Raw genomic sequence first — 24019 nt, forward strand, 5'->3', positions numbered from 1 at the left:
CGACGCTGCCTCGTGGAACTACGATCCAACAGCCGAGGAGTACTACTACGGCTTCGGCTGTACACTCGTCTCAACTGGCGCAAAATCCCGATAGCAGCAGAATTCACACAAGCCAAGCAAGCAGATCAGGAGACGGCGATGCGCGTCACACGTGACGCGCTCGCCGTCGATACACCGATCTGGATGCTCGGAGACAGCGCTTACGACATCCTCGATTGGCACGACTACCTGCTGGCCGCAGGGGTCGTGCCAATCGCTCCGTATAACCCGCGAAACACCGATGACCCGCTAGACATCGAGTACAGAGTTGAAGACCGCATTGAGGAACACAGCAAGGATGTTCAGCTGAAACAATCTATCTTGGACGAGACGTACAACCACCGGACAGGAGTTGAACGAACTAACGACGCGGTCAAGGACTGCGGCCTCGTGCACGTCCGCGCCCGAGGCCGCGTCCACGTACGAACAGACGCTCTCGTGAAGGTGATTGTTGATACTGTTGTCCGGAGTCGATTGATACCTGAACCCGGTCGTGTGAGTGCTTGGCGCGTCCGTTCTCGTTTCGCATCCCTCAGCATAGAATCGCAAGAGGGCACTACATCAACAACGTGCTTCACAAGAGCGACGAACAGAAGTGTTCCTTGCACTGTGTCTCCGACTCGTCATTGCCATCACCAACTTTGAGCGGGGAGACGACCCTGGCCGCGAGAAGCTCAAGCGGATCGACAGCGAGTACAAGTCGATCCTCCAGTCGGACGCCTGCAAGGCCGAGACGAACTTCATCTTCGACCTCGAGGGGGCGTCGGCCGAAACCGCGGCGGCGTTCGCACAGCGACTCCGAGAGCACAAGACCATCTCGCTCCGCCGAGAGACGCCCAACGGTTTTCCACGTCGCACCGACCCGTTCGACTACTCGACGCTCTCGACGGACGTGGAGTACGAGCTGAAGACCGACGACATGGTGTTCGTCGACTTCATCGGCGAGTGACGCAATGCCACGAGAGCGCTTGGCACGGTAACAGTACGGTACAGCCGGCGTCGACGCGTCACGAACCGCACGCCACGACCAGCGGTACTGATAAATGTCTGTTAGCAGTAATCGTTCAACCATGGGGTCGCGAGTTTCACGTCGGGCAGTCATCGGGTCGGTAGCGGCAGTGATCAGCACCGGGATCACCGGCGGGTGTCTGTCAACGCAGGAAGACGGCAGCGCCGACCGACCGCCGACACCAGAACTCGAGGGACTACATCCGGCATACGGCGTGACACCGGAGCGAACACACTGCAACCCCGACGCCAGTCTGCCCGGAGAAGCACCCACCGTCGACTGGACGTTCGACGGCGGTGGCCCGTTCAGTTCGACGCCGGCCGTCGTCTCGCAGACGGCGTACGTGGGTTGCGACGACGGCAGCGTCTACGCCGTCGCCCTTGCGGACGGAACGAAGGTCTGGCAGTACGAGACACAGAGACGAGTCGTCTCTTCCCCCGTGATCTTCGAAGACACGATCTACGTCGGCAGTACGTCCGGAACGGTCCACGCGATCGCAGCCGACGACGGAACGGAGCGGTGGACCTACGAGACAGGGGGGACGGTCGTCTCTTCGCCGATGGTCGGATACGGATCGGTGTACGTCGGCTCCTACGACGCCAGCGTGTACAGTCTCGCGCTGGACGACGGGAGCCAGCAGTGGACCGTCGACGCTACAGAAGGGATCGCCTCCTCCCCTGCCGTCGCGAACGGACGGGTGTACATCGCGAGCGGCGACGGCGTAGTGCGAGCGATCGAAGCGGCGAGCGGCGACGTCCAGTGGACCTACGACACGAACGCGACCGTCCTGGGGACGCCGGCCGTCGCCGACGGTGCGGTGTACGTCGGCAGCTCCGGCAGCGGTTCGGAGCTCCTCCGGATCGACGCACAGTCGGGGTCAAAAGACTGGGCAGTCACGACCGGCGACAGTGTCATCGCCTCACCCGCAGTCACAGACGGACGGGTGTTCGTCGGCTCGTCCGACGGGAACTGCTACGCCGTTGCCGCAGGAAGCGGTGAGGTCGAGTGGCAGACCGAAATCGGGTCCGAGGTAAACTGGTCACCGCTCCATACCGGGGACGGCCTTTGTGTCGCAGACGACCAGGGAACACTGTACGAACTCGCACCGGCGGACGGATCGATCCGCTGGTCGGACGCGTCGCTCGGGATCACGTCCGCACAGGTGGCGGGTGACGGGACGATCTACGTCGGTGGCAAGAACGATCGGCTGTACGCGCTCACTGCTCGTTCGTGAACCGCCTCGAGGCACTCGGCCTGCTCCGCCTGTAGACGCCCTACTGCCGTCAGAGGGCAGAGACGAACGCGGCAACCGGACCGTCAGTTCGCCCGGAGAACCGTCGGGCCGGCCATCCGGACGTCCGCGTCGATGGCACTGCCCTGGTACCGTTCGATCCGGTCCGCGAAGGCACTCATCCCGTCGTTGGTCGCCGTCAAGACGAGATCTTCCGCGGGGGAACTGCTGACGCCGAGCTGGCCCTCGATCTTCCCCTTGGCGTACTCGTAGATCGCGTATCGGATCGCTCGCCGGACGCCTTCACCGCGCGCGCTGGCTCGCAGCGTCCCCGCCTCGGCCGCCAGGGCGATCTCGGCACCCTCGCTGTAGATCGTCTGTGCGTCGTCGACAGTCTGTGCAGTCTCATCGAGCAACGCCGAGCCGACACCCGAGTATTCGACCTCAGTATTCGGATCAGCGTCGCGTTCGGCGGGGGTTCCCTCGAGCCCGTCGACATCGTGTTCCAGTTTCATCGCCTTGAACGGCCGTTCCTCGGCGATCGCGTCGAGCGTATCCTGGTTGACAGAGATCGTCACAGTGACCGTCCGCGCTTCGTTCGCACCGACAGAACTCGGATAGTCCATCATGACGTAGGTGCTGCGCATGCTATCGAATAAGAGATCGGATTCGAACTCGGAGAGATCGAAGTTCTCCATCGCCGCGTCGTTGGCCGACGCGTACACCACGACGTCGACTTTCTGGACGAGCATGTCGTCGCTCGTCGAGTACGACTCTTTGGCATCGTAGACCAGGTCGTCGCCACGACCCTGGTTGTTGTTGTACGGCAACCGATCTATCCCACAGCACTGGTCGAGTTCGTTGACGGTCGATGGTTTCGACCCGTCGGGATCACTCAACACCGGCATGTAGTAGCCGGCGGTGACGATTTCTGCCTCCATCGGGTCGGAGCCGTTCTCTCGCTCTTCAGTGTCGTTGAGTCCGTGGTCGTCGGAGTTTTTATCTGTTGGGTCGCTGTGAACTGTGTAATAGTTCAGCTCGTAGGTGTGGCCGTAGAGGCTAACGTCACGCTGGACGTAGCTGCCGAGTTCCTCGTCGTCGTCGAGCCCGTCGTCGTCGGTGTCGGTCGCCTCCGGGTTCGTCGTGACGTACGCGAGTTGCGTGTCGTCGCTGGGGTCGATCCGTCCCTCGTCGAGCTGAGGAGCGACCAGCGGCGAGACGGGGATCCCGTTCTCCTCCAGACTGTCGGAGAACTCGTCGTCGTCGCTGTTGGTCTCCGAGACGTCGTCGGCGACGCGGGAGAACACCTCGGGGAGTTCGTCGGCACTCCCGACCGACGAGTACTCACCGCCGGTCGTTTCGGCGATGGTCTCCAGTTTGTCGCCGTCGGCGGATCCGAAGCCGATCGTGTAGATCGTCGTCCCCCGGTCGGCAGCCGTTTCGGCTTCGTCGATACCGCCTCGCCCCTGGCCGTCGGTCAGCAAGATAGCGACCTGTGATCGCGAGTCGTCGCTAGCGGACGCGAAGTGATCGTTCGCCGCCTGGACGCCCGCCCCGATGTTCGTGCCGCCGTTGGCGTCGAGACTTTCGACGGTGACGTTCACGTCCCCGAAGTCGGTCGTCAGCTCCTGTGCGACCTCTGCATCGCCGTCGAAGTCGACGACACCGGCCCGATCACCGTCGATCAGCGCACTGACGAACTCCTTGGCCGCCTGTTTCCGGAACTCCTCGGGGTCGTTCCAGGACATCGAGCCAGACGAGTCGATGACCAGCATGACGTCGACACTCGCGGTGCTACTGCTACCGTCGTCGTCCGACGTGTCGCTCGGCGTCCGAGCATCCAACATGGTCTGCCAGTTCGACACGCGGAAGACCGTAAACCGCGAGAAGTGTTCGGTTTCGCCTTCTATCGTGTTGTTGGCCCGGTCGACGGTCGTCGGCAGCGCCTCGAAGCCCTGGATCGACTCGTTGTACCTGACGACGACGAGGTCGGACTCGTTGGTTCCGAGGTCCGACTCGTTGTACGAGAACTGCACCGTCGCGTTGTCGAAGTCTCGTTCCGTCTCGAGATCGACGATCGGCGCCGCAGTCAGGTTGTCGACCAGTGGCTGGTTGAACCGGTCTTCGGTCTCGTTCTCGATGCTGAGTGTGCTGGCGAGGTCGCCCTCACCGGTCAGGCTGACAGCGACGTCGAGCGACTCGCTTTGTTTCTCCGTGGTGAAGGTTTCGTTGCCGTCGAGCGTCCCGTCACCGTCCGTATCGGGATCGAGCGGATCGGTCCCGAGCGCGACTTCCTCGCCGTCGAGCAGACCGTCGTCGTCAGTATCCTCGTCCGTCGGCTCAGTCCCGAGCGCGAGCTCGCGGCTGTCGTTGAGCCGGTCGTCGTCCGTGTCCGCACGACGGGGAGCAGTGCCTGCGGACTGCTCTTCGCGGTTCGTGAGCCCGTCCTGATCCGGATCTTCGGCGGCGTCCGGCGTGCCGTCGCCGTCAGTGTCCTCCACGAAGGGCATCGTCTGGCTGTCGTCGAGTTCGAACCCGTCGGTGAGTCCGTCACCGTCGGTGTCCTTCGACAGCGGATCGCCACCGAACGCGTACTCGTCGACGTTGTCGAGCCCGTCTGCATCGAAGTCCTGATCGCCGTCGATGACGCCGTCGTCAGCCTGGTCACCCGAGACCACGGTCGAATCGCTGTCCGGATCCAGCGGGTCCGTCCCCGTCACGTTCCTCTCGTAGGTATCGGGCAGGCCGTCGCCGTCCAGTCGAAGCACGACCGTACTCGCTCGGGACTCCTGGTTACGCCCGGGTGGCCCACCACCGTTGCCGTTACCTCCCCGTCTCCCCGTTCGTTTCCTCTTCTTCTTGCCCCTCTGTTTGCGGTTGCCACGGCGTTTCGCCGTTTGAGTGCCGTGGCTCTCGACGACGTTCACTTCGATCGTGTTGACGCGCTCGGTGAGATTGATCGTCGTCCCAAAGGAGGCGTTGGTGTATCCGCCACGAAGCGAGAGCGGGACGGTCCGGTCGTCGTTGATCGTCGCCGTGACGTTCACCGCGTCGAGCCCTGTCGGATCCGTCACGCGACCCACCAACGTGTACGGCGTCCGTTCGGAACCGTTCCGGATCGGATCCGCCCGCCGCGTCAGCGTCACGTCGGGACTGGTCTCTCGATCGATCAATCGCAGGGCTGTCCGGGCCTGGTTGAGTGCCACACCGTACTGGCGGACGGCCCGGGCCATCGTTCGGATGTATTGTGCGCCCTCCTGATTTTGCGCCCGCTCGCGAATCCGTTCGGTGCGATCGAGTTGTCGACGAGCGTTGTCGATGTGGGCCTCTGCGCTGTTCGTGATTCCCGGACCGAGCCGGTCCTCCGTCGCCACAAACGCGTTCTCGGCGTCGCGGATCACCTGTCGGGCCGACCGGTTGTCCGCCCGCGCCACCAGAGTGACGATCCGCTGGAGGCGCTCGTCCTGCCCGGTCCCATCGAACGCCGCGAGTGCCCGCAATCCAACGGCGTCCTCGACGAAGAGGTGCTGGTCGGTCACTCGTGTTGGCCCCTGGTAGTACACGAACGAGTGGTTCAGGCGCGAGCGGGCGCGATCGCGGGCTGCTGCCAACCGATTACTCTCCGCCGAGAGATGCTCGATCGTCGTGATCGCTTGCCCCTTCAACACGACCGGCGGGCCCTCGATCGCCTGGTCGGATCGGTTTCCGCTGTCGATCAGTGCCGTGTTCCCCGCGTTCCCCGCGGCCGCGCTGGCGGGGATCGTCCCCGCCGGGACACTCGCCACGATGATCAACACTGTAGCCGCGAGCGCGAACAGCTGCCTCGTTCCCCCACTACCAGACATTATTGCCGCAAATACGAACCAGCCGTAAATATTTTTCTCACTGTATTTCTATACTATATATTCAGTTCATACTCTTCGAGTTCGAGACAGTTCAACAGAACTGTTCGGGAGTTCAGTGTCGCTTGTAAGCTACCCATGACTGAAGTCAAGGGCTTTCCCCGTGGAGGTTTCCGCCCTCGCTCCATCAGCCGTCATGGGCGGGTTGCACGATGCCGTGATTCTTCCCGACCAAACTGTTCTGTTTGGTCTGGCGTACTCTCGCCGGGCTTTATCCGGCGAGGGCAGCTGGCGCCAACACACCGCTTTAATTCAGCGTGGACTCGGACGCTTCGCACCACCAGAACGGCGGTCGGAGCGGCGTCGTCAGCGTCCCGCTGTTTGGGGCCGGCCTACGGCAGCCCCTCCGAGGCGTCCATTTTGGCCGCCCCGGAATGTAGGGTAACATACGGCACAGAGCGGGGTAAATGTCCCGATACCGAAACCGTCGCCGGCCAGAGCGCGGTGGCCGCCAGCGCATCCGACGCGCTTCCTCACGACTGAAGTCGTGGCCTTCCGCGCTACACAACTATGACGATCGATCTCCCCGGCGTTTTCGTCGATCACTCGACGACGTGACGCGTGTCGTAGGAACCGAGCCGACGCACCCAGCCCTCGCTGGCCAGTTCTTCGACATCCTCCAGGGCTTCCTGTAGCCGTTGCTCGTACAGCCCCGCTTCGACGTCGATGTGGAACAGGTAGTCCCCGAGGCGTTCGCCGCTGGGCCGCGATTCCAGCCGCGTCAGGTTCACGTCCCGCTCGGCAAAGGGTTCCAGCAGTTCCAGCAGGAGGCCGGGGTAGTCGACGTTGGGGTAGACGATCAGCGAGGTTTTCCCGCCCTCGATCGAGCGTTCCTCGGGACCGGCGATGACGAAGAATCGCGTGGCGTTCGAGGATCGGTCCTGGATGTCCTCGGCGAGCACGTTCAGACCGTCGCCCGCGTTGTCGGGATGGCCGATCGCTGCAACCGTCGGGTCTTCGCGGGCGTGTTCGACGCCGCGGGCGGTGCTTGCGACCGCTTCCAGGTCGGCCTCGGGGTAGTGTTCCTCGAGATAGTCGCGACACTGGGCCAGTGCCTGGGCGTGGCTGGCGACGGTTTCGAAGGACTCTCCCTGGGCGACCAGGGCGTGGCGGATCGGCGTGATGACCTCCGCGACGATAGCCACGTCTGACTCGGTCAGACTATCCAGGGACTCGGTGACACTCCCCTCGATGCTGTTCTCGATGGGGATGACGCCGCGGTCGTACTCGCCGTCGGCGACGGCCTCGACGATGGCCGAGACCGATTCGGTGAATTCCACGGGCTCCGAGACCGCCGAGGCAGCCCGATGGGAGTAGGTTCCCTCGGGCCCCAGCGTGATCGTTCGCATGCGGGAGGGTTCGACGCTCCGGCCCTAAAGCGTCGCGGTCGGGTAGCGAATTGGACGCGCACGGCGAACGCCACGTGGTCGCTTCTGCCCGTGCGTCCGCGTGGCACTTCCGGCCGAACCGAAAACCGCCGATCCCACGGTGTCAGCTACCCGTTCACCCGCGTGACGGCGGGGTATCATCGCTGTCGTGTGACGGCCGTCTGACTGAGGTTCTTGAGTCCGCGGGTGAATTGATCGGACGATGGGAGCCGACCAGGTGGACGCAAGCAAGGGCGCCCTTCGCCCGGGCGAACCCGATGCGGCGGACGTCCTCTCGCTGATCCTGCCGTCGGTGCTCGACGGGCTGGCCGCCGAGGGCCACCGGTCGCGCGTCAGCGCGGCCTGGACGGCCTGTCGGCTGGCCGACGAGCGCCCCGAACTGGGTGCCGAACTCGCCGATCGTCTCGTCCGTTCGGCGGATCGGACGCCCAGGGAGCCGCTGGTCAGGACCCTTTCCTCGCTACACGAACGACACCCCGAGTCAGTCGGCGACGCGTTGCGCGCCTTCGACGGGACGGTCGTGCGGGCGGTCCGGCGGGCCGACAGCTGGGACTTTGACGCCGAACTGCGGGCCGACGGGGGCGGTGCGGCCGTGGCCGATCACCAGCGGGTCGTCGACGCCGACGCCCCTGGTGTGACGGTCTATCAGCGCCAGATGCCCGACGAACCCACATCGCGGGACACTTCCTCTCCGGGATCCGAGACGTCGTCTTCCGTCGATGCCGGCGTCGAACCCTCGGGAGTCGACGCAGCCGGGTCCACCGACACTGACCGGGCCGAAACCACGACTGTCGAAGGGGCACGAAAGGGCGACCCCGCCAACACTGACCGGGCCGAAACCGCGCCCGTCGCGGGGACGGCGACGACTGAATCCGATGGGGCCGACGTGCCGGATACCGCCGTTGAGCGACGACGTCGGATCCAGGCCGCCGAGAACTCCGAGTCCTTCGCCGCGGTGCAGCTGGTCAGCGACTTCGACGAGGTGAGCGTCGTCGACCCCCCGCGTCGCGGCCGGTACGGCCACGTTCTTCCCTCGCGGGGCCGCATCGACCAGGCCGAGTACGGCGTCGACCTGCTGTTCTTCGACGAACCCGGGGCCGAGACCCGGTCGTTCGGGTCCACGATGGCCAAGCGCCTCCGACAGTGGTACTGTGCCGACGAGGCGTCCGGGATCGCCGCGGTGGCGGACTACGGCGATCACCCCCGCCCCTGGGTGGCGACGCCCCGGGCCGAGACGACGCTGGCCGACCGCGATCCGTCGGCTCTCGGCGTCGCGTTACGGGACGCCCGTGAACTCGCTGCAGGACTGGTGGCTGCTCACGAACGCGGGCTCGTTCACGGCGGTATCGATCCCCACGACGTTGTGTATCCCGCGACCGGATTCTCATCCGAGCCCGCCCCGAGCCTCTCGCATCTCGGGGTGATGACCGTCTTTCGTAAGTACTTCGGGCCTGCCGAGTACGTCGATCCTCGCTACGCCGCCCCGGAATACTTCGACGACAATTATGGCGACGTCGATCACGCGACCGATGTCTATCACCTCGGCGCCGTCCTCTTCCGGCTGTTCACCGGCGAGCCACCGTACGACGGGGACTACGAGGTCGTCCGCGAATCGATTCTCGCGGATGGAACGCCCTGCCCCAGCGACGTTCGCCCCGAGATACCCGAGGCCGTCGACGAGGTGATCGCCAAGGCCATGGCACCACGGAAGCTCACCCGCTACGAGGCCGCGACGCAGCTCTCACAGAGTCTCGATCGTCTCGGATGAAGCGATGATCCCCGTCCTACCGGAGGATTCATGCCTCATCCCGCTGACTCTCCGACCGTGTTCTGGAATCTCGATCCGGGGGCGATCGGCGTCGATCGGCCGTTTCCCGAGGCGGCCACACTGGCGGCTACGCACGGTTTCGCCGGTATTCAGGTCGACCTCGGATACCTTCGCGAACACGGTCGATCGGACTATCGGGCTGTACTGGACGACCACGACCTTCGGTCGGGAGCGCTCGCACTCCCGTTCGAAATCAGTGCCGATCGCGCGGACTACGAGGCCGGTCTCGAACAGTTGGAGGTAGACGCCGCCGCAGCGGCCGCGATCGGCTGTGAACAGATCTCGACGTATATCTTCTCGTTCAGCGACGAACGCCCCTTCGCGGAGAACCTCGCGTTTCACCGCGAGCGTATCGAACCTGTCGCCGAACTCCTGGCCGAACACGACCTGGAACTCGGTCTGGAGTACCTCGGTCCCGACACGCTTCGGGATGGTCACGAGTACGAGTTCGTCCACACCGCAGAGGGGATGGTCGACCTCCTCGCCGGACTGGAGGCGTCGAACGTCGGCCTGCTGCTGGACAGCTGGCACTGGTACACCGCCGGTGACAGTGCCGACGCTCTCCGGGAACTCGATCCCGGGGCTGTCGTCGACGTGCACCTCAACGACGCGCCGGACCGCCCGCGGCAAGCCCAACAGGACACCGACCGGCGGCTCCCCGCCGAGACGGGCGTAATCGATATCGAGACGTTCCTCGCAGCACTCGATCGACTGGACTACGACGGGCCGGTGACTCCCGAACCGTTCAGCGACCGGGTCGAAGCCATGGACGACGATGCAGCCGTCGCGGCCACGAGCGAAGCGCTCTCCGCTACGTTCGATCAGATCGAGCGCTGAGCGGAGGAAAGACGTCGAAGCGGATGATTTCGCGTCGCTATTTTTGCTTCCGGAGCGGCGGCTGCGAGCGTGAACGCAGAAGAAAAGTGGTTAGAACGTCACTGTGGGGCGCGAGGCGCTGGTCGGGATGGGTGTTCTCAGGCAGCGATCACATCATGCCGCCCATGCCGCCGCCCATGCCGCCCATGCCACCGGGGCCGCCGCCCATGCCGCCGGGGCCGCCAGCGGGTGGTCCTTCGTCCTCGTCGTCGTCGCCGGAGCCACCCTTGAGGTCGCCCGCGGCGATGACGTCGTCGATGCGGAGGATCATCACGGCGGCTTCCGTCGCGCTTTCGACGGCCTGAGTCTTCACGCGCAGCGGCTCGACGACGCCGTCGTCTTCCATGTCGACGATGTCGCCGCTGTAGGCGTCCAGTCCGACGCCCGTCTCGCCGCCGTCGTGCTGACTGCGCAGGTCGACCAGCGAGTCGATCGGGTCGAGGCCAGCGTTCTCAGCGAGCGTACGCGGGACGACGTCGATGGCGTCGGCGAAGGCCTCGACGGCCAGCTGTTCGCGGCCGCCAACGGAGTCGGCGTGGTCACGGAGTCCGAGAGCGAGCTCGGCTTCGGGGGCCCCGCCGCCGGGCAGGACCTTGCCGTCTTCGAGCGTGACGCGAACGACGCCCAGTGCGTCCTCGACGGCGCGCTTGACCTCGTCGGCGACGTGCTCGGTGCCACCGCGGAGGATGAGCGTGACGGCTTTGGCGTCCTCGACGTCCTCGACGAAGATCCGGCTGTCACCGGCGACTTCTTTCTGGGCGACACTGCCCGCGAAGCCAAGATCGTCGGCGGTGACGTCGTCGATGTTGGAGATGATCCGTGCGCCGGTCGCTCGCGAGAGCGCCTTGATGTCGGACTTCTTGGCACGCCGGACGGCGAGAATGCCCTCCTGGGCCAGGTAGTGCTGGGCCATGTCGTCGATACCCTTCTGGCAGAAGACGACGTCCGCACCGGCCTCCTTGAGGGTGTCGACCATGTCCTTGAGCTGTTCCTCTTCCTGATCGAGGAACTCCTGAAGCTGGTCGGGATCGGTGACGTTGACCTCGGCGTCGACCTCGGTCTCACGGACCTCGATCGCAGTGTCGAGTAGCGCCACATCGGCGTCCTCGACGGCGTAGGGCATGTTCTCGTGGACGCGCTCCTTGTCGACGAGGACGCCCTCGACGAGTTCGGACTCGTCGATCGACCCGCCGACGACGGTCTCGATTTTGACGTTGTCGGTGTCGATCTCCTCGTCGTCGGCGACCGACTGGACGGCCCGGACGACCAGTTCCGAGAGGGTGTCCCGGGCGGACTCGGCGCCCTTGCCCGTCATCGCCGTCGCGGCGATGGACTCGAGCTTCTCGGTGTCCTCGGGCGACACCTCGATGGCGTTCTCTTCGAGGATCTCCTTTGCCTTCTCGGCGGCCTGGCGGTAGCCCTGTGCGAGGATCGTGGCGTGAATGTCCTGGTCGAGGAGATCCTCGGCTTTGCTGAGGAGTTCGCCCGCGATGACGACCGCAGTCGTCGTGCCATCGCCGACCTCGTCCTCCTGGGTCTGGGCGACCTCGACGATCATGTTCGCCGCCGGGTGCTCGATGTCCATCTCGTCGAGGATGGTGACGCCGTCGTTCGTGACGACGACGCTGCCCGCGTCGTCGACGAGCATCTTGTCCATCCCTTTGGGACCGAGTGTGGTCCGTACGGACTCAGCGACGGCCGTCCCGGCCGTGATGTTCATCGACTGGGCGTCCTTTCCTGAGGTCCGCTGGCTATCCTCTGAGAGTACGATAAGGGGCTGATTACCCATCTGTTGAGCCATAGTCAAGCAAGGATTGAATGTGATTCTATAAAAAAGTAACGTTCCGCTTTCCGACCGAGGGGGCTGGATAGGGGACTGGGCCCCGCCATGTGAGGTTATGGCAGGCTTTTAAGTATCGTTTCGTCGCGTCGAAGCGGTGGTTCGGGACCGGAGAGATCGGCCGGCCGTGTTCCCGTCCGGGCCGTCAGCGGTCCATGCCGAACCGACGGTGACGGAGTTCGGGGGTGATCCGGATCCGGTCGACGTCCTGGCCGGTCCGGTACCAGACGAACGCCGCGCGCGTGAACAGTTCCCGACACTCCAGTCGGACGTCCCTGGGATTGCCGCCGGTCCGTTCGTGGACGTCCGCGATGGCCGAAGACTCGAAGAGGTCCGGCGACTTGCCGTCGTACTCCTCTCCCCGGAAGAACGCGAGCGAGCGGGCGACGTACTCGGCAACGTCCTCGACGCCGAAGGGCTCGATCCCCTCGTAGTAGCGCAGTCGGGAATCGAGCGTGGCCTTGGCGTCTCCGAGTCGTTCCTTGCCCTCGGGCGTCCCGCTGAGGAACAGCCGGACCCCGGCGTCGCCCGCTATCTGGATCGCGGTGAGCAACTCCTCGGGGAGGTCCTCGATCTCGTCGACCAGCAAGAGCAACGTCACGTCCTCTTCCCGGGCGGCTTCGGCGACCTCTTTGACGGCCTGTTTCGTCTCGGCGGTTGCCCACGGGATGCCGTCGCGGATCTGCCAATAGTTCTCGGGGTCGATCTCGTATCCCGCGTCGCCGGCCGCCCGGAGGACCTTCTCGTAGAGACCCCGGGGAGTGGTCTCCCGGGGGTTGTCGACGTGCGCGACCGCGAAGTCCTCGCGACGTCCCAGATCACGCTTGAGGATCTCCCGGAAGGCCGTCTTACCGGTCCCGTACTCGCTGACCAGCCCGATGTGCTGGCGCTGGAGCAGCCAGCTGGTCACCTGATTGAGCAACATTCGGTCGTGGCGGACATACAGCGGCTCGGGCATGCCGTCCCGGCCGGCCTCCTCGGTGAACGGGAGGTCCTCGACGTCCTCGGGATCGCCCCCCATCGCCCGCCCGAACGCGAGCAGACGCTCCTCGACCGCGTCGAGTTGGTCCAGCACGACGCCCTCTTCGGAGTGCTCGCGTCGCTGTCGGTCGGCCGCTCGTAACTCCCTGAAGCGATCGACGACGCTGCCGACGCGCTCCCCAACCTCGTCGTCCCCCTCGGCGTGTTCATCGAATGTATCAGCCATCGACTCGTTCAGTGAGACATTGTTCAGTGAAGCGAAATAAGTTTCGGCGAAGCGGGACGCGCGGAGTTACTGTGACCTGCTCATCCAGTGAACCGGGCAGCCGACCTGTTCAACCCGTGAACTGGTGGTACTCGAGGCCGGCGTGTTTCATCTCGTTGTGGCGCCGTTCGAGGAACGAGTAGACCGAGCCGTGTGGTGCGCCGTCCAGCAGCATCTCGACGGCCTCCCGGACGGCGTCGACCTGTTCGGGACCCCCGATGATCGACAGCGTCGAGCCGTAGATTACGACTGCGGCACCGGTCAACTCCTCCATCAACTCCCGCGTGCGGCCGTTCTCCCCGATGAGCCGGCCCTTGATCCGTTTGAGGTCGTTGGGATTGCGAGCGGCGGCGTCGATGTCGATCACGTCGAACATGATCATGTCGTCCTCGAGTAGCCGGAAGGCGTCCTCCGGGGCGAACCCGCGGCCGATGGCCTTGACGATGTCGGGGCCTTTCAGCGCCGTCACGGGATCACCGACGGACTCGACGGCGACCTGCCCGGTCTCGCTGTCGATGTCTAAGCGCACCTCCGCGCGTTCCTCGATCTCGCGCATCGTCTCACCCCCCTCGCCGATCACCACGCCGATCCGGTCCTGCGGAATCTTCACGTGTTGCATGTGCGAGACGTAACGCCCGCGTTCAGTTAAGTATCTCGCACTCCCCTGGTCTGGAGTGCGACCGCCTTTCGGTTCTCAGACGTTCGGCGGTTGCAGATCGCGGTCGAACTCGTCGAAGGTATCGAGGTCGTCGGGCAGGTCGTCCTCGATCCGTCGTTGCTCCCGCCGGTCCTCGTTGGCTTCTTCGATCGGCCGGGCGATCGACTCCCAGCCGTCCTTGACAGCGATGGATTTCGCCGGCGTCCCGGCGGCGATGTGGTGTGGGGGAACGTCCTTCCCCGTGATGCTCTTGGCGGCGAGGACGGCGTTTTCGCCGACTTTCACGCCCGCCCGGACCATCGAGTCGTAGGTGAGCCTGACGTCGTCCTCGATGATCGTGTGGTAGTTGCGCACCTCCGTCTGGTCGACGACGTCGTGATCGTGGCTGTAAACGTGGACGTCGTCGGCGATCGAGACACGGTCGCCGATCGTCAACCCTCCCCGGTCGTCCAGGTGGACGTCGTCGTGGATTACGACGTTGTCTCCGACCGAGATGTTGTGTCCATAGGAGAACGTGATGCCCTTGAAGAACCGACAGTTTTCCCCGCAGGATTCAAAGAGGTGGGAGGCGAGCATTCGCCGGAAACGCAGTGCGAAGGCGACGTTGTCGGCCATCGGCGTCGAGTCGAACTGTCGCCAGAGCCACTGGAGGTACTTCGATTCCTCGTAGCGGTCCTCGTCTTTCTCGGCGTAGTACTCGCTCTCGAGGGTTGCGTTACAGGGATCGTACCCTTGCAGGCGGACTCGCTCGGCAGGAGTGACTTCCTCGCCGGCCTGCCAGCGTTCATAGGCCTCTCTATCCCCGTGGAGGTCGACGAGGACATCCTCGACGACATCGCAGGTGTCCTCGTCGCTCTGGAGACGCTCGTTCACCTCGTGGAGAAACTCCCGGAGTCCGTCCTCGGCGAAGGGCGGAAGGGAAACGTGGCGCTTCGTCATGGCACCCCGTACGTGGGTCGGGAGTGAAATGGATTGTCGTTACGGTGGGGTCACCTGGTGACGCTTGTCTCACCGGGCGACGTGTCCGCTCACTCGGCCATCAGGCCGCCTTCTTCGACGCGCATGACGCCCTCGCCGTCAGGCAAGTTCGGGGCGTCGACGAGGCGGACGATCCGCTTGTCGCCTTTGGACTTCCGGAGGTACAGCCGGAACGTCGAGGTGTGGCCGAGGATGTTACCGCCGATGGGCTGGGTCGGGTCGCCGAAGAACGAATCCGGATTCGCCGCGACCTGGTTGGTGACGACGACGGCGGTGTTGTTGAGGTCGCCGACCCGCATCAGGTCGTGGAGGTGCTTGTTGAGCTTCTGCTGGCGATCAGCCAGTTCACCGCGACCCACGTACTCCGCCCGGAAGTGAGCAGTCAGTGAGTCCACACAGAGCAGGCGGACGGGGAACTCCTCGTCCTGGCCCTCGCTTGCGAGTTCCTGGGCCTTCTCCGCCAGTAGGATCTGGTGGTTGGAGTTGAACGCTTTCGCGACGTGAATCTTGTCGAGAACGGATTCGACGAGGTCGTCGAATAGTTCGTCGTCCGCGGGATCGGCCTCGCCCTCCTCGGCGACGCCGTGGAGGACCATCGTGTCCGCGATCACGTCCTCGGCGAGACCGTCAACCATTTGCTCGATACGTTCTGGCCGGAACGTGTCCTCGCTGTCGATGAAGATCGAACTCCCTTCGAGGCCGCCGTGCTCGGCCGGGAGCTGAACGTTGACCGCCAGCTGGTGGGTGACCTGGGACTTGCCGGCGCCGAACTCGCCGTAGACCTCCGTGATCGACTGGGTCTCGACGCCGCCGCCCAGCAACTCGTCGACTTCCTCGACGCCCCAGGTGAGCTTGCCGATCTCTTCGCGGCGTTCCAGCACCTCCGCGCCGCTCTCGAACCCACCGATATCGGCGGCCTCACGGGCAGCCTGGATGATATCCGCGGCACTGGACTCCCCGATGTCCGCCGTGTTCGAGAGTTCTCCGGGACTGGCGACTGCGATCCCCTGATAGGAGTCGAACCCGTTCTCGATGAGCTTCTCGGCCGTCGCCGGACCGACGCCCGGCAGGTCTTCGAGATCTTCTGATGCTGCCATACCACGCCGTTGCGCCCCCTGTTATTTAAAGCCTCGTTAACACCGGAGTGAAAGTGAAACGCGGAGGACGACAGTTCAGACTCTCCCCACTCGACGGGGTCGGTCACCGTGGCTCGGGCGGCGAGTCCTCGGAACGCTCGGGCAACTCGACCTCCTCGGGCGCGGGCATCCAGAAGTAGTCGAAGGTCATCCCGAGCGCCAGCGGCCCGACGATCGTCACGACGACGACGGCGGCGGGACTGACGAGGTCCGCTCCGAGGTCCAGGAAACCGCCCAGGACGAGCGTCGAGACGAGCAACGCCACTGATCCGAGCAGGACGGCGTACAGCGGTCCGGCCCAGGCGGTGACCATGCGCACGCGAAAAAAACGAGTGAGGAGCGCGGCGATCGCCGTGTTCGCGAGGACGATCGCCGCGAGGCCGATCGCATCGACGGCGCCCACCATACCCGACTCGACGCTCCCCACTCTCTTTGTCGTGTCGTTCCCGGCACGATCGTGACCGGTTCGGATCGGTCGACCAGATCCCACCGCTCGTTCCACTTTCACGGATCACTTTGCTCACGGATTACTCCGCTCTCACTGGTCTCTCTTTTCGAATTGCCGAACTCTCGCCTGTTTCGAGGCCTCGCTCTGCTCACGGGTCGCCGTGCTCCTCTTTCGCGTTTGTCCAGACGCTCGCTTCGCTCGCGTCTCGCTGTTCGCGGGTCACTTCGTTCCCCGCTCGCTCGTTCCGAGACGCTCGCTTCGCTCGCGTCTCGCTTACTCCAGACAAATGTACGTCCGCGTGTCGGCGACCCCGTCGAGATCCCGAATCCCGCTGGCAACCGACTCCATGATCTCGTAGACGCTGTCCCGTTCGGCCTCGACGATGAGGTCGTACTGTCCCGCGACGATATGGGCTTCCTTGACGCCGAGCGCGTCCCGTACGTCGCCCAGAAGCCCCTCAGCCTTGCCGGCCACAGCCTTCACCATGATGAACGCTCGGACCATCGTGGCCTGTGGTACGATGTGACATATCATGAAGGTTTCCCCCGGTTCGGTCGGACCAGTGGTTGTCCCGTCGCTTGCAACGCTGACACCGGCGTGGGAATCGAAAATACGGTCGGCAACGGCGTTACTCGGCGACGATCGACTCGGCGATGTCCATCGCCGTTTCGTTCTCGATCTCCCCGTAGAGGGAATACGCCTGTTCGTCCGCCCAGTGCAGCGACGTGAACTCGTCGCTGGCGTAGCGGTACCCCATCGTGTCACCGATCTCGACGGCTTCGTACCGATCCGACTCTTCGTAGATCGACTCGTTGAAGGAGTCGGTGCGGGTGTTGACGCTGATCGTCTCCTCGCCGTCGGTGTATCTGAGACTGATACTGTAGTAGTCTTCACCGTCGACGATCGTGCCCTCTTCGAAGTTGAACCCCGCCGCGAGTTCTTCAGCTGGGAGCGACAGGGTGGCCGATGTCGAGAGGTTATCGTAGCTCTCGTACGACGAAACGTCGGGGCCGACGTATTCCGACGGTTCAGACGCGTCCGCCGGCACGTCGAGTTCGAACGTCGAATCCGGAATCTCTTCGTCGAGCGTGACGTTCCTGTGTGTGATCGTCGAACTGTAGGTGTACTTCTCGCCCGTGCTTTCGCTCTCCATCCTGACCGGGAAATACGTCTCCGTGTCGACGTAGACTGTTAGCGACGTTTCCCCTTCAGTCTCCCCTTGCAGTTGGGGTGTCCCTTCTAGGACGTAAGCGTTCTCTCCCTCGACAGTCTCCGTCCCGGTGAACTCGTAGCTAACGAGTGACTCGTTGGAGAGGGCGTTTAGCGTCGGCAACAGGATCCGGTCCCCGCTGACCTCGAACTCGGTGACGGTGTTTTCGTCCGCGTTGTACGTGAGGACCGTACTCTCGTTCATCACTGTCGTGGTGTTGCTCCCGACAGTCGTGTTCACGGTCTCGGTTCGCTTCTGAAAGTCTCCGAAGTCGGCGAAGACGTGAACCGTGCGCGTGCTCGTCTCGTTACCGAACTCCGATTCGCTCGTCCGGGTAAACTCGGCGGTTTCGAGCGTCGAGAGGCGTTCGACGAACGAGTCGATCACCTCGTCTCCATCGAGTTCTTCTGTCGTCTGTGCGTCGGTCGTGGAGGGCGTCTCGGCGAACGTGATACCTGCGATACCGCTGGTCAGCAACGCGGCCGCGAGGAGTATCACGAGGACCGCCGGGCGGCGATTGGTCGAAGCCATTGCGAGCGCTCTTTGGTCTCCCCATCATAAATCAGCCGGGCGGCGTTGCGCTACCGGCAGGTCGACCCAAGCCTTAAGAGCCCTGACTATCCTGACACCGCCCCGATGGACACGTGTGACTGTCGGCGAGCGTCGTCCCGCCGGAACCGGATTCCCGCTCCGGGTGACGCTCGGATCACGGATCGGGTTTCGCCGGCGAGGATAGCTTTATTCGTCCCCGTGCAGTTAATCGATATATGCGATTCGTTATCGTGGGTGCCGGCCGCGTCGGGTTGCGGACGGGCCGGGCGCTCCGGGAGAGCGGCCACGAGGTCGTCTTCGTCGAGGTCGACACGAAGACGGCCGGAGGGGCCCGCGAAGCCGGTTTCGAGGTGATCGAGGGCGACGGCTCCCTGGAGGCGATCCTGGAGCAAGTCGACCTCGCGTCGACCGACGTCGTCGGCGCGCTCACCGGTGATCTCAACGACAACTTCGCCACATGTCTAATAGCTGATAATTATGGCTGCCGGACCGTCATGCGTATCGACGAGGACTACCGCGAGGAGATCTACCGGCAGTACGCCGACGCCGTCGACGAAGTGATCTATCCCGAGCGACTCGGTGCGATCGCCGCGAAGAACGCCCTGCTGGGAGGTAACAGCGTCGCGATCGCGGACATCGCTCAGCACCTCCAGCTCATCGAGTTCACCGTCACCGAATCGGCGCCGGTCAACGGCTACAGCCTGAGCGAACTCGAACTCCCGGCGAACGCCCGCCTGCTCGCGTTCGGCAAGCGCGACGGTCCGGTGGGTGTCCCGGATGTCGACGACTCACTGGAGGTCGGTGACCGGCTGGTCATCCTCGCGGATTTCGCCGTCCTCTCGGACGTCCGGCAGTTGATCGTCGGCGAGAGCACGACATCACCCGCATTGGGGGAGGTCTGACATGGTCATTGCGTACATCATGGTCAAAGCACACACAGGCGAGGCGGATCGACTCAAGAACACTATCGCGGCCATCGACGGCGTCGTGAGTACGCACGTCGTCGCCGGCGACGTCGACCTCATCGCCAAGGTCGACGTCCCCTCGCCGGCCGACGTCAAAGACATCGCCGCCACCGAGATCCAGGACGTCGACGGCGTCGAGGACACCCAGACCTACATCGCGATGGACTGACGCTACTCACCCGGATACTATATCTCGTCTATCATTTTCCACAAGCAGTATTACCGACTCGCGTCAACGGTTTCCTAGACGGATGTTTCACCTCGAGTACCGGGGGATGACCTCGGTCGTCGGCATTATCTTGCTCGTCGCAGTCACTGTCATCGTCGCCGGGACAGTGACGGTGTTCGTCTTCGATCTCGGGTCCGGCCTGCAACCCAAAGCGCCGTACGTCGAGACGAGTCACGAACTCGTTGAGGACGGAAGCGAACAGACGATCGCGATCACGCTCGAAGCCGGCGACACGGTCGACGTCGATCGCCTCTACGTGGCCGGATCGAAGCCGGTCGACATCGGCGGTGCCCCCGGGAGCGGCCGTGCCGCCGACGACGCCCACGCGAGCCCTATCGAGAACTTCACTGAAACACCGGGAGGGACACCACAGGTGGCGATCGGCAATACGTGGGACGCCGGCGAGACCGTCTACGTCGATCCCCAGGGAAGCGTCGACGGCGTCACGGTTTCGATCTACTGGATCAGCGGTTCAGTGCAGAACTATAACCCTGGCGAGCCGGATGGTGACGATTCGTATCGACTTACGACGATGACGATCCGGAGTTCCGGGTGAGCTGTTCGTTGCTCGGGATCGCCGTATCGGGACTGTGGTAGCCCGTCACGTCGATCAGAGCGGCGTTCCGCCGCGTTCGGCGTCGCTACCGGTCGTCTTCGCACGATGCAGGAGGTCCGCTACCGGCGACTCGTAATCGTATCCCGGGATCACCCCCTCGACGTACGTCCCCTCGACGTACTCGACGATCGTCTTGGCGATCTCGGCCCCCCGGTTGGCGTCGCCGTATTCGAAGACGAACCGTGCTACAGCCTGGCCACCATCGTCCTCGACGGTGTATTCCTCCAGGTCGACCTGGCTCCGCGTGGCCATCGTCGCGTCCTCGAGGCGCCGTTCGTACGTCTCGAACCACCCATCCTCGACCGCCGGACCGACCACCTCGTTCCCGACAGCCTCCCTGAGCATCGGTGCCCGGACCGTCACCGTAAACTGGTAGCCGACCCCGTCGATGTCGGTCGCCGTCACTGTCGCGTCGAAGACGGTCGTCGTCACGCGATATCCCTCCTCGCTCGCTTCGAACGCCTCGTGGTCGTCGAACGCCGAATCGACAGCCTGCGGCAGCGTGTCAGTCATCGGTACCCCGTTGGTTCGGAAGCCAAAAAAGTACGTCGCGTGAGTCCTCCTCGCCCTGTTTTCTCGCTTACAGTCGTTCTCCGGTCGTCGAAATGTGAACCACAAAACCCATACCCGATTCTTGTGACTCTTGCTCACATGCAACGCCGCTCAGCCCTCCTCACCGCCCTGGTCCTCCTGGTAGTCGGTCTCTCGGGGTGTTCGGCGGCCGGATCGCTCTCCATGCAACCGGTCCCGAACGCAACAGCTATCGCCGAGCACGCCTCGATCGACGTGACTGACCTCGACGACGAATCACATCGGCTCGCCGTCGGTGCTGTCAAGGGCTCCGGCCCCACTGTGGAGGATGACCATCCACCGTTCACGCCCGACCGTCCGATCGCGGTCGACGGGACGTACTACAACGTCACGTGGTCGGGGATCGACTCTAGACAGGTCCCCCAGTTTGCACTCACGCTCGAGAAGGACCCGACGAACACGACCGGTCAGTCTATCGCGTATGAGGACCTCCCGGCCGTCGATCGGCGCGCGCTTCCTGCCCCTGATTCGGGATTGATAGCGGGAGACGAGGACATCGCGACGCTGGCCGTCTACAACGAGAGCGAGCAGGGGTCGTCCGTGTTGGTGTCGGAACCCCGCTACGAACTCGTCGAGTTTGAAGATCGGACGGTCCGCATCACGGTGGACGGCCCGTCGCCGAAGACGATCTATACCTATCGATACGACGCGTCGCCGGTGGCCGACAGCGGCGAGGAACTCGCCGCTCGGATCGAATCGGCATATTTGTTCTCGCTTTCGAATCTCTCCTCGACTGAAAAGGAAATCGTAGACAAGGCGATCGGGGAGACCCACTACGTGGAGGACGAGTCGGACGCATGGACGCGCCTCGTCGGGCGGTTCGACGCGGCTGAACCGGTCTACGATGCTGATCCGGACGGCGAGGATTACGTCGACGGCGAGTACCTGGTCCGCTACGACGGCATCGTCTACTGGGCCGATATCTCCGGTTACACGGAGTAGGGACGTAGGCGATCCTCTCCTTCGAATCGCCCTCCATAGTAATTCGGCGCGGCGCGAACATGCGCCGCGCACGGACTCACGGCTCGCCTCGCTCGCCGTTCGCAAAATCGAGGTTTCACGTTCGTTCGACCTCGCCATGCGAGGGAGGGGATTCGAACCGAAATCAGACGGTCGGCCTCACTTCGTTCGGCCGCTGCGACTGATAGGCTTCGAATCGCCCTCATGTTGATTCGGCGCGGCGCGAACATGCGCTGCGCACTCGCTCGCGGTTCGTTTCACTCACCGCTCGCAAAATCGAGGTTTCACGTTCGTTCGACCTCGCCATGCGAGGGAGGGGATTCGAACCACGGTCGCTCCCGTTCGCTCGTTGTACTCGCTCACCTCCCGCTCTCTGATTCGAATCGCCCTCCATAGTAATTCGGCGCGGCGCGAACATGCGCCGCGCACTCATGCGAGGGAGGGGATTCGAACCCCTGGACCCCTTCGGGAGCGGGTCTTAAGCCCGCCGCCTTTGGCCGCTCAGCCACCCTCGCTCATCTGTGTCTGAGGCGGTGAGCGGAAAAGCGGTTTCGATCACGGAACGCCCGCGACCAACGGCCGAGGACTCATCCAGATCACCTACGTTACCCGGAGGCCCCACCGGACTCGCAGTCCTCAATGTATTGACTCGCGTACGGATGCTCAGGGTAGAGTTCGAGCACGCGATCCATGCGCTCGACTGCCATCTCGCAGTCCCCACGCCAGTAGGCCGCGATCCCCTCGTCGAAGGCGGTATCCATCTCGCCCGAACGGTTCTCGATGCCGAGGTCGTCGAGCATCGTTTTTCCGACTTCGACCGGCAGGCCGAACTGGACGTCCTCGATGCCCGCATCGGACGGGCCAAAGGTCGCGATCCCGACGACCTCGCCGCTGTCGTCGTACATCGGCCCACCGCTGTTGCCGCTGTTGATCGCTGCGTCGGTCTGGATCGTCTCGATACCGGAATTGAGCGTCCGGCGGGCACTGACGACGCCCGTGGTCAACGTCGGTTCGAGGGCGCGGTCGCGATCCTCGAAGAGATCGTGGATGCCGATGTCCGGGTAGCCGATCACGTACAGGTCGTTTCCGGTGGTGAGGTCCGACGAGCTGCCCAGCGTGACCGACGGGAGGTTCTCGCGGTCGACCTTCATGACGGCGATGTCCCGTCCCCAGGTCCGCTGGCCACCGACTTCCGTGACGACTGTCCCCGCGGCTTCGACGGTCGCCTCCCAGCTAGCCACTTTAATGTCGTCGTCGGGCGTCGCCCGGCCGTTGAGTACGTTGAACGCCGTCTCCGTGTTCGAGATGCGGGTGTATTCCCCGAAGTACGCCAGCAACTTGTCGAACAGCACCTGTTCGATCTCGGCCCGCTCGGCGTCGGTCAACTCGGCGCCAGCCAGGTTCTCCCGGAGTGACTCCTGGAGACTCGTCGCCGTCCGACGGGCCAGGCGCTGGAAGAGTAACTGTCGTGGATCAGTGTCGGCCAGGACGACGTGAGCGTTCGTGAGCAGGTATCCGTCGGGTGTGACGAAGAAGCCGGACCCGGTCGCACCGCTCTCCAACTGGTTACCTTGTGTCGTCGCCGTCTCGCTCCGGTCGCGCTCGACGCGCAGATCCTGGACCGCGTCGACCGGATCCATGTCGGGGGTACTCCGGCGGCGGTACCGGTCGACGACGTTTCCGTCTCGGAGGAATTCCATGACGACTCCCGAAGCGTCGGCCGCCCGTCTGTAGGTGTATCGGACGGTGCCGTTGTCGGTCTTGAGGAGCAATTCCCGGCCCTGGTTGATCCGGTACTCGCCCCCGATCGTCTGCTCGGAGGTCTGTATCGTGAACTCCCCGTCGGGTGCGAACTGGATAGCGTCCTGACCGTCGATCTGATCCCACATCCCGTAGATCTGGGTCGGATCGATGACTGTCAGTGATGGCCAGGTAACATCTCCCGATACGCGGGCGTTGACGTGGGTGATCGCGGCCCGGTCGCGCTGGACGATTCGGGTCTGGACGTTCGGTAACTCGGGCGTCGATGTGGGTGTCGCGGTCGGTATCGCTGGCTGGTCTGTCGTCGTCACCGTCGCCCCGTCGTCGGAGCCGCTACAGCCTGCGACTACCCCTGTCAGTACCGCTGTCACGCCACCAAGTAGCCGCCGCCTGGTGACCGTCCTCGTCCGATCCTGTCGCTCCATGATTGAATGTGATTAACTAACAAGTAAAGCTCTTTGGATGTTGACAACCTCCATCGATCGCTGCGTGGTTATGGCTCCCCGTCCCGACACGCTTAAGTCGGTGTACGAAGTTGTACATTACAACCCGAATA

General features: G+C 63.9%; 20 protein-coding genes, 1 tRNA gene and 1 pseudogene. 9 read left to right on the forward strand and 13 right to left on the reverse strand.

Features of this window, described 5'->3' with window-relative positions; translation table 11 throughout:
* The 3 genes and pseudogenes from E3374_RS17640 to E3374_RS10165 all read left to right on the forward strand — a co-directional run.
* A pseudogene (locus E3374_RS17640) lies at positions 1–459 on the forward strand (transposase); the annotation flags it as partial.
* Between the two features lie 175 nt (positions 460–634).
* A complete protein-coding gene (locus E3374_RS10160) occupies positions 635–988 on the forward strand; it encodes a hypothetical protein (protein ID WP_136688980.1) in 354 nt (117 codons plus the stop codon).
* 121 nt (positions 989–1109) lie between these two features.
* Entirely contained in the window at positions 1110–2282 is a 1173-nt protein-coding gene (locus E3374_RS10165; RefSeq protein ID WP_169051823.1) for an outer membrane protein assembly factor BamB family protein, read from the forward strand.
* 83 nt (positions 2283–2365) lie between these two features.
* On the opposite strand, the gene E3374_RS10170 is transcribed toward E3374_RS10165, so the two are convergent.
* Positions 2366–6124 (reverse strand): vWA domain-containing protein, encoded by a 3759-nt coding sequence (locus tag E3374_RS10170; RefSeq protein ID WP_136688982.1) that lies wholly within the window; start codon positions 6122–6124, stop codon positions 2366–2368.
* 599 nt (positions 6125–6723) lie between these two features.
* Positions 6724–7530, reverse strand: a complete 807-nt coding sequence (gene pheA, locus E3374_RS10175; protein WP_136688983.1) for a prephenate dehydratase — start codon at positions 7528–7530, stop codon at positions 6724–6726.
* A gap of 241 nt (positions 7531–7771) precedes the next feature.
* Here pheA and E3374_RS10180 point away from each other — a divergent pair, with 241 nt between their 5' ends.
* Entirely contained in the window at positions 7772–9337 is a 1566-nt protein-coding gene (locus E3374_RS10180) for a protein kinase family protein (protein WP_136688984.1), read from the forward strand.
* Positions 9338–9394: 57 nt separating this feature from the next.
* Positions 9395–10234, forward strand: a complete 840-nt coding sequence (locus tag E3374_RS10185; protein ID WP_169051824.1) for a sugar phosphate isomerase/epimerase family protein — start codon at positions 9395–9397, stop codon at positions 10232–10234.
* Positions 10235–10382: 148 nt separating this feature from the next.
* Here E3374_RS10185 and thsA read toward each other — a convergent pair whose 3' ends face one another.
* From thsA to E3374_RS10225, 8 genes are all read right to left on the reverse strand, one after another.
* Entirely contained in the window at positions 10383–12062 is a 1680-nt protein-coding gene (gene thsA, locus E3374_RS10190; RefSeq protein WP_136688986.1) for a thermosome subunit alpha, read from the reverse strand.
* 196 nt (positions 12063–12258) lie between these two features.
* The gene (locus E3374_RS10195; protein ID WP_136688987.1) at positions 12259–13320 is read right to left on the reverse strand and encodes an ATP-binding protein; all 1062 of its coding nucleotides are present in this window, start codon (positions 13318–13320) and stop codon (positions 12259–12261) included.
* 109 nt (positions 13321–13429) lie between these two features.
* Positions 13430–13978, reverse strand: coding sequence for a KH domain-containing protein (locus E3374_RS10200; protein ID WP_136688988.1), 549 nt, complete (start codon positions 13976–13978; stop codon positions 13430–13432).
* 75 nt (positions 13979–14053) lie between these two features.
* Positions 14054–14956 (reverse strand): acyltransferase, encoded by a 903-nt coding sequence (locus tag E3374_RS10205; protein WP_136688989.1) that lies wholly within the window; start codon positions 14954–14956, stop codon positions 14054–14056.
* 89 nt (positions 14957–15045) lie between these two features.
* Positions 15046–16092 (reverse strand): DNA repair and recombination protein RadA, encoded by a 1047-nt coding sequence (radA, locus tag E3374_RS10210; RefSeq protein WP_136688990.1) that lies wholly within the window; start codon positions 16090–16092, stop codon positions 15046–15048.
* Between the two features lie 103 nt (positions 16093–16195).
* On the reverse strand, positions 16196–16537 hold the full coding sequence (locus E3374_RS10215; protein ID WP_136688991.1) for a hypothetical protein: 342 nt from the start codon (positions 16535–16537) through the stop codon (positions 16196–16198).
* A 315-nt stretch (positions 16538–16852) separates the two neighbouring features.
* Entirely contained in the window at positions 16853–17083 is a 231-nt protein-coding gene (locus E3374_RS10220; RefSeq protein WP_136688992.1) for an Lrp/AsnC ligand binding domain-containing protein, read from the reverse strand.
* 124 nt (positions 17084–17207) lie between these two features.
* Entirely contained in the window at positions 17208–18320 is a 1113-nt protein-coding gene (locus tag E3374_RS10225; RefSeq protein ID WP_136688993.1) for an outer membrane lipoprotein-sorting protein, read from the reverse strand.
* A gap of 236 nt (positions 18321–18556) precedes the next feature.
* Between E3374_RS10225 and E3374_RS10230 the strand changes: the two genes are divergently transcribed.
* From E3374_RS10230 to E3374_RS10240, 3 genes are all read left to right on the forward strand, one after another.
* Complete coding sequence (locus E3374_RS10230) at positions 18557–19243, forward strand: potassium channel family protein (protein ID WP_136688994.1); 687 nt, start codon at positions 18557–18559, stop codon at positions 19241–19243.
* A gap of 1 nt (position 19244) precedes the next feature.
* A complete protein-coding gene (locus tag E3374_RS10235; RefSeq protein ID WP_136688995.1) occupies positions 19245–19475 on the forward strand; it encodes an Lrp/AsnC family transcriptional regulator in 231 nt (76 codons plus the stop codon).
* A gap of 106 nt (positions 19476–19581) precedes the next feature.
* Positions 19582–20091 (forward strand): type IV pilin, encoded by a 510-nt coding sequence (locus tag E3374_RS10240; RefSeq protein ID WP_248299442.1) that lies wholly within the window; start codon positions 19582–19584, stop codon positions 20089–20091.
* A 54-nt stretch (positions 20092–20145) separates the two neighbouring features.
* Here the strand turns inward: E3374_RS10240 and E3374_RS10245 are convergent, their stop codons facing one another.
* Positions 20146–20664 (reverse strand): DUF5813 family protein, encoded by a 519-nt coding sequence (locus E3374_RS10245; protein WP_136688997.1) that lies wholly within the window; start codon positions 20662–20664, stop codon positions 20146–20148.
* Between the two features lie 138 nt (positions 20665–20802).
* Here E3374_RS10245 and E3374_RS10250 point away from each other — a divergent pair, with 138 nt between their 5' ends.
* On the forward strand, positions 20803–21684 hold the full coding sequence (locus tag E3374_RS10250; RefSeq protein WP_136688998.1) for a hypothetical protein: 882 nt from the start codon (positions 20803–20805) through the stop codon (positions 21682–21684).
* Between the two features lie 450 nt (positions 21685–22134).
* On the opposite strand, the gene E3374_RS10255 is transcribed toward E3374_RS10250, so the two are convergent.
* Both E3374_RS10255 and E3374_RS10260 read right to left on the reverse strand, forming a co-directional pair.
* Positions 22135–22217: transfer RNA gene (locus E3374_RS10255), tRNA-Leu, on the reverse strand.
* A 90-nt stretch (positions 22218–22307) separates the two neighbouring features.
* On the reverse strand, positions 22308–23888 hold the full coding sequence (locus E3374_RS10260) for a S1C family serine protease (RefSeq protein ID WP_136688999.1): 1581 nt from the start codon (positions 23886–23888) through the stop codon (positions 22308–22310).
* Between the last annotated feature and the right edge of the window lie 131 nt (positions 23889–24019).

This window comes from Halorhabdus amylolytica (assembly GCF_004944975.1).
GTDB classification, from domain to species: domain Archaea; phylum Halobacteriota; class Halobacteria; order Halobacteriales; family Haloarculaceae; genus Halorhabdus; species Halorhabdus amylolytica.

What these genes read in the sequence shown, in the direction of transcription:
- E3374_RS10235 (WP_136688995.1), top strand. Translation starts at nt 19,245, where the DNA reads ATGGTCATTGCGTACATCATGGTCAAAGCACACACAGGCGAGGCGGAT.
- E3374_RS10205 (WP_136688989.1), bottom strand. Translation starts at nt 14,956, where the DNA reads ATGACGAAGCGCCACGTTTCCCTTCCGCCCTTCGCCGAGGACGGACTC.
- E3374_RS10240 (WP_248299442.1), top strand. Translation starts at nt 19,582, where the DNA reads ATGACCTCGGTCGTCGGCATTATCTTGCTCGTCGCAGTCACTGTCATC.
- E3374_RS10250 (WP_136688998.1), top strand. Translation starts at nt 20,803, where the DNA reads ATGCAACGCCGCTCAGCCCTCCTCACCGCCCTGGTCCTCCTGGTAGTC.
- E3374_RS10200 (WP_136688988.1), bottom strand. Translation starts at nt 13,978, where the DNA reads ATGCAACACGTGAAGATTCCGCAGGACCGGATCGGCGTGGTGATCGGC.
- E3374_RS10260 (WP_136688999.1), bottom strand. Translation starts at nt 23,888, where the DNA reads ATGGAGCGACAGGATCGGACGAGGACGGTCACCAGGCGGCGGCTACTT.
- E3374_RS10165 (WP_169051823.1), top strand. Translation starts at nt 1,110, where the DNA reads ATGGGGTCGCGAGTTTCACGTCGGGCAGTCATCGGGTCGGTAGCGGCA.
- radA (WP_136688990.1), bottom strand. Translation starts at nt 16,092, where the DNA reads ATGGCAGCATCAGAAGATCTCGAAGACCTGCCGGGCGTCGGTCCGGCG.
- thsA (WP_136688986.1), bottom strand. Translation starts at nt 12,062, where the DNA reads ATGGGTAATCAGCCCCTTATCGTACTCTCAGAGGATAGCCAGCGGACC.
- E3374_RS10180 (WP_136688984.1), top strand. Translation starts at nt 7,772, where the DNA reads ATGGGAGCCGACCAGGTGGACGCAAGCAAGGGCGCCCTTCGCCCGGGC.
- E3374_RS10170 (WP_136688982.1), bottom strand. Translation starts at nt 6,124, where the DNA reads ATGTCTGGTAGTGGGGGAACGAGGCAGCTGTTCGCGCTCGCGGCTACA.
- E3374_RS10220 (WP_136688992.1), bottom strand. Translation starts at nt 17,083, where the DNA reads ATGGTCCGAGCGTTCATCATGGTGAAGGCTGTGGCCGGCAAGGCTGAG.
- E3374_RS10195 (WP_136688987.1), bottom strand. Translation starts at nt 13,320, where the DNA reads ATGGCTGATACATTCGATGAACACGCCGAGGGGGACGACGAGGTTGGG.
- pheA (WP_136688983.1), bottom strand. Translation starts at nt 7,530, where the DNA reads ATGCGAACGATCACGCTGGGGCCCGAGGGAACCTACTCCCATCGGGCT.
- E3374_RS10230 (WP_136688994.1), top strand. Translation starts at nt 18,557, where the DNA reads ATGCGATTCGTTATCGTGGGTGCCGGCCGCGTCGGGTTGCGGACGGGC.
- E3374_RS10215 (WP_136688991.1), bottom strand. Translation starts at nt 16,537, where the DNA reads ATGGTGGGCGCCGTCGATGCGATCGGCCTCGCGGCGATCGTCCTCGCG.
- E3374_RS10245 (WP_136688997.1), bottom strand. Translation starts at nt 20,664, where the DNA reads ATGACTGACACGCTGCCGCAGGCTGTCGATTCGGCGTTCGACGACCAC.
- E3374_RS10225 (WP_136688993.1), bottom strand. Translation starts at nt 18,320, where the DNA reads ATGGCTTCGACCAATCGCCGCCCGGCGGTCCTCGTGATACTCCTCGCG.